The 7,877-nt window shown below is 67.9% G+C and carries 6 protein-coding genes and 2 pseudogenes; 3 read left to right on the top strand and 5 right to left on the bottom strand.

Annotated elements, in window-relative coordinates:
* Window positions 1–251: pseudogene (locus tag VFA16_RS11745) on the top strand (F420-dependent biliverdin reductase); the annotation flags it as partial.
* Window positions 252–318: 67 nt separating this feature from the next.
* Entirely contained in the window at window positions 319–1,203 is an 885-nt protein-coding gene (locus VFA16_RS11740; protein WP_324967973.1) for an NYN domain-containing protein, read from the top strand.
* Window positions 1,204–1,209: 6 nt separating this feature from the next.
* Here the strand turns inward: VFA16_RS11740 and VFA16_RS11735 are convergent, their stop codons facing one another.
* From VFA16_RS11735 to VFA16_RS11725, 3 genes are all read right to left on the bottom strand, one after another.
* A complete protein-coding gene (locus tag VFA16_RS11735) occupies window positions 1,210–1,875 on the bottom strand; it encodes a GNAT family N-acetyltransferase (protein ID WP_324967972.1) in 666 nt (221 codons plus the stop codon).
* A 4-nt stretch (window positions 1,876–1,879) separates the two neighbouring features.
* On the bottom strand, window positions 1,880–4,159 hold the full coding sequence (locus VFA16_RS11730; RefSeq protein WP_324967971.1) for an alpha/beta hydrolase-fold protein: 2,280 nt from the start codon (window positions 4,157–4,159) through the stop codon (window positions 1,880–1,882).
* 128 nt (window positions 4,160–4,287) lie between these two features.
* On the bottom strand, window positions 4,288–5,406 hold the full coding sequence (locus VFA16_RS11725; protein WP_324967970.1) for a Xaa-Pro peptidase family protein: 1,119 nt from the start codon (window positions 5,404–5,406) through the stop codon (window positions 4,288–4,290).
* A 23-nt stretch (window positions 5,407–5,429) separates the two neighbouring features.
* On the opposite strand from VFA16_RS11725, the gene VFA16_RS11720 reads away from it, so the two are divergent.
* On the top strand, window positions 5,430–6,380 hold the full coding sequence (locus VFA16_RS11720) for a 5'-3' exonuclease (RefSeq protein WP_324967969.1): 951 nt from the start codon (window positions 5,430–5,432) through the stop codon (window positions 6,378–6,380).
* A gap of 3 nt (window positions 6,381–6,383) precedes the next feature.
* Here the strand turns inward: VFA16_RS11720 and VFA16_RS11715 are convergent, their stop codons facing one another.
* Entirely contained in the window at window positions 6,384–7,208 is an 825-nt protein-coding gene (locus VFA16_RS11715; RefSeq protein WP_324967968.1) for a DUF4333 domain-containing protein, read from the bottom strand.
* 64 nt (window positions 7,209–7,272) lie between these two features.
* A pseudogene (locus VFA16_RS11710) lies at window positions 7,273–7,877 on the bottom strand (DEAD/DEAH box helicase); the annotation flags it as partial.

The following is a 7,877-nucleotide window of genomic DNA, read 5'->3' as shown; positions in this document are numbered from 1 at the left end:
GCGGTTCGCAGAAGGCGGTCAACGCCGAGCGCGGCGGGGTCGCCGTGCTCAGCCAGGTCGACGGCGCCCGCTGGCTGTCACTGGAGGGCCGGGCCAGTGTCAACAGCGATATCGACGCGGTACGTGACGCCGAGCTCCGCTACGCCCAGCGGTACCGCACCCCACGGCCCAACCCGCGACGGGTGGTCATCGAGGTGCAGGTGGAGCGGGTGCTGGGATCCGCCGACCTGCTGGAGCGGACCGAGGGCTGAGCCACAGACCAGCTCTTGCCGGCGGAAAAGTCGTTACGAGCTGGGATCGCTGAGCCAGACTTAGACCATGACGGAACCTGCTGCGACGCGCGTCGCGGTCTATCTCGACTTCGACAACATCGTGATGTCGCGGTATGACCAGGTTCACGGCCGCAACTCGTTCCAGCGGGACAAGGGGCGCGGATTCGACAAGGAGCCCGAACGGCTGGCGAAGGCGACCGTCGATGTCGGAGCCATCATTGATTTCGCCTCCTCGTTTGGAACTCTAGTGCTCACCAAGGCCTATGCCGACTGGTCTGCTGACGTCAACGCGAGCTATCGCGGCCAATTGGTCGGTCGCGCAGTCGATTTGGTGCAGCTGTTTCCGGCGGCAGCGTACGGCAAAAACGGCGCGGATATCCGGCTCGCGGTGGATGCTGTCGAAGACATGTTCCGGTTGCCCGACCTGACCCACGTCGTGATCGTGGCGGGCGACTCCGACTACATTGCGCTTGCCCAGCGCTGTAAGCGGCTGGGCCGCTATGTGGTCGGGATTGGTGTAGCCGGTTCGACCAGCCGGTCGCTGACTGCCGCATGCGACGAGTTCGTCACCTACGACGCGTTGCCGGGCGTTCCCGTTCCCGAATCGGCCAAAGACGGTGGGACGCCGACACGACGTCCGCGTCGCACCAAGGCAGCACAAGAGCCTGACGAGGAGCCGCCGCCGCCTGACCCACAGGCCGCGGCTACCGGGTTACTGGAGCGCGCTTTGCGGATGGGTCACGAAAAAGACGACGCGGAGTGGCTGCACAATTCTGCGGTGAAGGCGCAAATGAAGCGGATGGACCCGTCGTTTAGCGAAAAGTCGCTGGGTTTCCGCTCGTTCAGTGACTTCCTGCGGTCGCGCAGTGAATTGGTGGAGCTCGACGAGAGCAGCACGACGCGGATGGTTCGGCTGCGCGCCGATACCTAGCGAGCGTTAGACGGGCGTGGCGCCGGGCGCTCGGATCACCAGCGGTACCGCGGGGAAATAGCGCGCCATTTCGGGTCGCGACTTAGCCAGCGCAGCGGTGCCGTACCCGCGGTGTCGGTAATCGGGATGGATCCAGATCCGGACGTGAACCTCGCCGCCGGCCAGCTCGCCGAAGACCATTCCGACCTTCTGCGTTCCGTCGACGGCGACGAACCAGGCGGCCTCTTCGGCGTCGATCCGTGCCATTGCCGAGCGGATCTCGTCGTCGAGACCACCGGCGGGCCCACCGGATCCGTCGCCCGAGGCCCCGATGTTCGCGGTCCGCGCGGCGAAGATGTCGCGGTCGGACTCGCCGGCGAACGGCCGCAGCTCCAGGGTGTCGCCCGCGCTGGCCGGCCGCTCGTTGAGGGTGAAACTCAGTTGGCTGTTGAGGTCGTCGAGCTCGGCGGCGATCTGGCGCCGCGCGTCCTTGGTGAGTTGGTCAAACGCCATCGACATCACCGCTTCGCCGCCGAGGCGGGAGGTGCCGAGCAAGGCGACGATCGCGTCGACCGCAGCGGGTCGATCATCAGCGTCCACGATGGCGTCCAACACCTCATGGCGGCGTTCGAGCGCCTTGATCAAGGCGTCGGTGATGTCACGGCGGGCGGCTGCGCGGTCTTGATCGATCATCGCATCAGCGTAGCCGCGCAGGCCGCGGCGCATCGGAGACGGTCACTGTGATTTGATGCCGGCCCACTGGCACCGCCACGACGGCACTGGTCGGCTTACCGTCGAGCTGCACAGTGGCATCCGCTGGCAGGGCGGCCAGGGTGATTTGGCTGGCGGTGTCGGTTGCCACCGCGATCGTCGACGACGGCAGCGACGCCAACCCGGCTCGGGCTACGTCCACGGTCAGGCTGGCAACACCGGTGAGACGCAGGGTCAGATACGGCAGCGGCGCGGCGGGTGCGCCGGGCAGCCACGTCAGCTCCGAGTACAGCCCGGGCGTGGGGTCGAAGTGCAAGATGAAGCCGCGGTGTCGCCGGGTGGTATGCGCGGGGTCCGGCCGGGCATAAGAGCGTGCGTCGACTTCGGCGATTGCCCCGCGGGTGGCCGCCACTTGCGGGTCGGCTGTCAGCTGCGAGAGCCACCACACCTGGTGGGGCCCGATTCCCAGGTCTGGGCGTACCAGCTGTGGATACCACGCAAACGTGATGTGGCCGGGGTCGGATTGGCGCCGGCCCGTGCCCATGTGGGAGACCGCGTCGTCGAACTTGTCCTGAAACACAAACGCGATGTGGTCTTCCAGCGGGTAGACGGTGAACCGATACCGGTAGCCGAGCCGATCGAGTTCGAGCGCCTGCTCGGCGGCCGACGCGAACGGCACCAGTTCGTCGAGCAGGCCGTGGGCGATGATGAAGGGAAGCCAGCGGGCGTTCACCAGCAGCCGCCACGTATCGCCCTCGCGGGCACAGTGCGATGCCGGGTCCAGATCCGCGGGAATGTCAATGTCGGGCAGCAGAAGCACCCCGCACGTGGGCGGGCCGGCGAGCACGACCGCCTGCGCGAACACTTCCGGGTAAGCCAGCCCCAGCTTGTAGGCGCCGTAGCCGCCCATCGAGTAGCCGGCGATCACTGTGCGGTTAGGGTCGGCGCCCAGCTGTTCGGCCACCCGCGCCCACACCTCCCACACGTCGAGTTCGCCCTCGTCGAAATACCAGCAGGACGGGCCGCGAGCCAGCGGCGTGACCACTACGGAGTCGCGGCCGTCGCACACTTCGTGCAGCAGCCGGGGGTCGATCGCGGCAAATTGGCTTTGCCCGAGGGAAAGCGAGTGCAGCAGCAGGGTCAGCGGCAGCTTGCGGCCGGGCGCGTAAGTCGCCGGCAGGCAGATCGAGTAGGGCTGGACCCGCCCGAGGAAAAGCGGCTTGGTGCTCAGCACGCTGCGGATATCGGTGTCGGCGAGGCCTTGGCCCAGCTCGACCGAGGACACGTACCAGCGGGTGGAGGCGCCGGTGAGGACGGGCTCGGGGGTGGTCGTGCGGGCCGCCAGCTGGTCCCATGCGACGGCGACCGAAAACTGCGACACGTCGCCGTCGGTCAGCGCCGCAGCTTGGGCTTTGTCCGACCAGAAGTTCAGGTGGGGCGGCTCCTGTTCGCTGGTGCGGAAGGTGATGTTGTAGACGTTGGGTTGACCTGGCAACGCGCCCCGCTCGGCGGGGACGTCGGCGAAGCCGTCGCCCGCCGCGTTGGCCAAACCGGCGGCCAGGCGAACCGTCCAGGTGCCAACGGGTTCCACGACCGATCGCGGGACCCGCGCCAGAAACGACCGCGATGGCATGTCGACGCTGTGCTCGACCGGTGTCGTCGCTTGAGTGGTGAGGTCGATGAGCCGTGCGCCGTTGCCGGAGACCAACAGTGCCAAGTCGATGCCCGCGGAGCGAATGCCTGCGCCGGCCGGCCAGGCCTCGGAAGCCGCCTTCGCTGCGTCGGTGTCGAAGGTGAACAGCGCGATCGGCACCGACGGCTCCACCAGCGTGTTCCAGTCGATGCGCCACCAGGTGTCGGTGTCGGTCAGGCCGATCGCGACCCGGAAGATGTCGGCGCCGTTACCGGCCGCGGGCCCCTGCGGGTAGACGTAGGTGCCGCGCGGCGGCGCCTGGATCTTCAGATCACCGATTGGCAAGCCGGTGGCCCCGTGATCGTCATAGAGGAAATCCGTCCAGAACAGCGCACCGCCGGCCATGCGGCCAGTGCCGCAGGTGCGCGGAAACTCTTCGCCAAACGGCCATTCGGCGGGCTTCGGCAGCGACGGCTCCGCCCGCAGCGCCGCGGGCGGCACACCTTCGGGCATGCCGTCGACCACAATCAGGTCAGCGGGCGGTGCAGGCGTGGGTGTGACGGTGTGAGCTACGGCCTGGGCGACATGACGTGCGATGCGAAGTGGCAGCAGCGTGAGGTTCAACAGCGACACACCGCCAACGTAGCGGCGATCGCAAGCTCGGCGGAGCCGGGCGCAGCGGGTCGCCGCCATCGACTACCCGGGATCGCAAGCTCGGCGGAGCCGGGCGCAGCGGGTCGCCGCCATCGACTACCCGGCGATCAGACGGGAACGACGATCAGCTCGTGTGGCCGGTTGTTGACGGCCATCGCGCCATCCTCGGTGACGACGACGATGTCTTCGATGCGCGCACCCCAGCGGCCCGGGAAGTAGATGCCGGGCTCGACGGAAAACGCCATGCCCGCGGCCAGCGGCAGCTGGTTGCCGGCGACGATGTAGGGCTCTTCGTGTACCGCCAAACCGATGCCGTGCCCGGTGCGGTGCACGAAATACTCGCTTAGGTCCGCGTCTGCCAGCACCTCGCGGGCGGCGGTGTCCACCTGCTCGGCGGTCACGCCCGGACGCACCGCCTGGACAGCGGTGCGCTGAGCGCGTTGCAGTACTGAATACTGTTGGGCTACTTCAGGATTCGGTTCACCGATGCTGTAGGTGCGCGTCGAGTCCGAGTGGTAGCCGGGCCCGCAGGCGCCACCGATATCGACGACGACGATGTCACCGGCCTGCAGTTCGCGATCCGAGCACTCGTGGTGCGGATCGGCGCTGTGCGGACCAGATCCGACGATGATGAACGCCACCTCCGAATGGCCTTCGGCGACAATTGCTTCCGCGATGTCGGCGGCAACCTGGGCTTCGGTTCGCCCCGGTGCCAGAAACCCCGGCACCCGAGCATGTACCCGGTCGATGGCCTCCCCGGCCGTGCGTAGCATGTCGACCTCGGCCGCATCTTTGACCATCCGCAAGTCACGCAGCACACCGGTGGCCAACACCGGCGTCACGCCCAGGACGTCGGCGAGTGGCAACAGGTGCAGTGCGGGCATGGATTCGGCGACTGCTGCTTTGGCTCCTCCCAGCGCGTCGGCCACCACCCGGTAGGGGTTTTCGCCGTCGACCCAGTCCCGCACTGGCAGGCCCAGTTCCGGCACGGCAGATTCCTTGAGCGAGGCCAGCTCCAGCCGCGGCACGACCACGCTGGGATCACCGGAGGCCGGCAGCACCAGCGCGGTGAGCCGCTCGAAAGTCTGTGCCCGTGAACCGATCAGATACTGCAGGTCGTAGCCAGGGGTGATGACCAGCCCGGCCAGTCCAGCCTTGGCTGCCGCCGCCGTCGCCGCGGAGAGCCGGCGGGCATAGATGTCGGCGTCGAATCGGCGCGAACCCATGACCTCAGGCTAACGTGACCTGCATGCCCGCACCCCTGTTGCTGCTCGACGGCGCCAGCATGTGGTTTCGAGCGTTCTACGGGGTGCCGTCCTCGATCACCTCGCCTGACGGGCGCCCGGTGAACGCGGTGCGCGGCTTCCTGGACGCGATGGCGGTGGTGATCAACCAGCAGCGGCCGGGCCGGTTGGTGGTGTGTCTGGATCTGGACTGGCGTCCGCAGTTTCGGGTGGACGCCATCCCGTCGTACAAGGCGCACCGCGTGGAACAGGAAAACCCGAAAGGCCAAGATGTCGAGGACGTGCCCGACGAGCTGACCCCGCAAGTGGAAATGATCGAGGAGATCCTCGACGCGTTTGGCATCTGCACCGGCGGTGCCCCGGGCTTCGAAGCCGACGACGTCATCGGCACACTGGCGGCCCGGGAACACCGGGACCCGGTCGTCGTTGTCAGCGGGGATCGCGACCTGCTGCAGGTCGTCGCCGACGATCCGGTGCCGGTCCGAGTGCTCTACCTGGCGCGTGGGTTGACCAAGGCGACGCTGCTGGGTCCACGTGAGGTGGCCGAACGCTACGGGTTGCCCGCCGATCGGGCCGGCGCCGCCTACGCCGAACTGGCTCTGCTGCGCGGCGACCCGTCCGACGGGCTTCCCGGCGTGCCGGGCATCGGTGAGAAGACCGCCGCGACGTTGTTGGCTCAACACGGCTCGCTGGCCGCGATCCTGACCGCCGCCGAGGACCCGAAATCGTCGGTGCCCAAAGGTGTTCGGGCAAAGCTTCGCAAGGCCGCGGACTACATCGAGGCCGCCGGCCCGGTGGTGCGGGTGGCCACCGATGCGCCCGTCAAGTTGTCGACGCGGACCGATGCCCTGCCGCTGGCAGCCGCCCATCCTCGGCGCACCGCGGAAATGGCGACCCGGCTGGGGGTCGGGTCGCCGATCGCCCGGCTGCAAAAGGCGTTGGACTCACTGCCCTAAGACTTACTTGGGGCGCCCGACCTCGTACGTGCCTTTGTTGTCCTGGAAGGTCACCGTCACCTGACGCTTGGTGCCGTCGATGCTGACGTCGCAGTCGAAGCTGGCGCCCTTTTTGACGGTCGGGTTTTGGCCGTTGTTGCACTTGACGTCTTTGACGTTCTTGGCGCCGTAACCGTTGGTCTCGTCGCTGAGAATCTGCTGCACTCCGGCTTGCGCCTTGTTGATGTCCAGCTTGGTGGTGACGAAGAATCCGGGCGCCCAGAAGCCGAGTATCAGCACGACCGCGACCACGATCGCGGCGAACACCCCGATGACAGTGCCGATTACCGCAGTGGAGCGCTTCGGGCGCTGTTCGCCCGGCGGGCCATACTGGCCGGGGAATTGACCGTATTGGCCCGGATACTGACCCGGTTGACCGTACTGGCCAGGTGGGCCGAACTGGCCCGGCTGCCCGTACTGCCCCGGCTGCTGCGGATACTGACCCGGCTGGCCGTATTGCCCCGGCTGCCCATACTGGCCCGGCTGGCCCGGCTGCCCGTACTGGCCGGGTTGGCCGTACTGGGTCGGCTGGCCGTATTGCTCAGCCTGCGGGTAGCCGGGCATGGTCTGCTGGTATGGCGGGTAGCCCTGGCCAGTCGGTTGCTGGTACTGCGGGTACTCCGAGGACGTGTACGCCGGCGGTTGCCAAGTCGACTGTTCCCCGGAGGGTTGCTGCCACGGCGACGAGGCCTGCGCAGTCGGCTGGTCACCGCCCGTCGATTGCTGGTTCTCCCCCTGGCCGGGCGGCTGCCACGGCTGGGTGGGGTCGGATCCCTGCGGTCCGCTCATCGTGTGTTAGGTCCTCTCAGTCCTGGTCCTGCTTCACCGGTTGTAACCGTAGCTCGGCGTCAGCCTACCCCGCGTCAACTGCGACGACGCCGCGCCGGACGTCGTCGATCGCGCGCTGGGCGGTGGCCCGCAACGCGGGTTCGCGGGCGGCCTTGCGCACCTGGTCCAGCAGGTCGAGCACCTGTCGGCACCACCGCACGAAATCCCCCGCCGACACCCCCGCACCCGACTCGTCGGCGGCGAACAGCGCTGCGGTCAGGTTCCCGGTGCTGGCCCAGCGGTAGATGGCTGTGACGAAGCCCTCGTCGGGTTCGCGGCTCAAGCTGATCCGGTGCCGCTGTTCGTCAGCGCGTAAGTCCTCCGATAGCCGGCGGGTGCGAGACAGCGCACGGCGTAACGGCGCGGTGGGGACTTCGGCGCCGGCTGGCGGGCCCGGGCCGTCGTTGCCGCGTGACTCGTAGAGCACCGCCGACAGCACCGCCGCCAGCTCAGGGGCCCGCAGCCCGCTCCATACGCCGGTGCGCAGGCATTCGGCGACCAACAGGTCACTTTCGCTGTAGATGCGGGCCAGCAGCCGCCCGTCGTCGGTGATCTGTGGTTCACCGTCGGCAACGTGGATGAAGCCGCGCTCAGTCAGCAGCCCGACGATGCGGTCGAAGGTGCGGGCCA

The organism is Mycobacterium sp. (genome assembly GCF_035653355.1).
Lineage (GTDB): Bacteria > Actinomycetota > Actinomycetes > Mycobacteriales > Mycobacteriaceae > Mycobacterium.
Note: the sequence above shows the minus strand (reverse complement) of the source record. Positions and strands in the feature narration are given on the sequence as shown.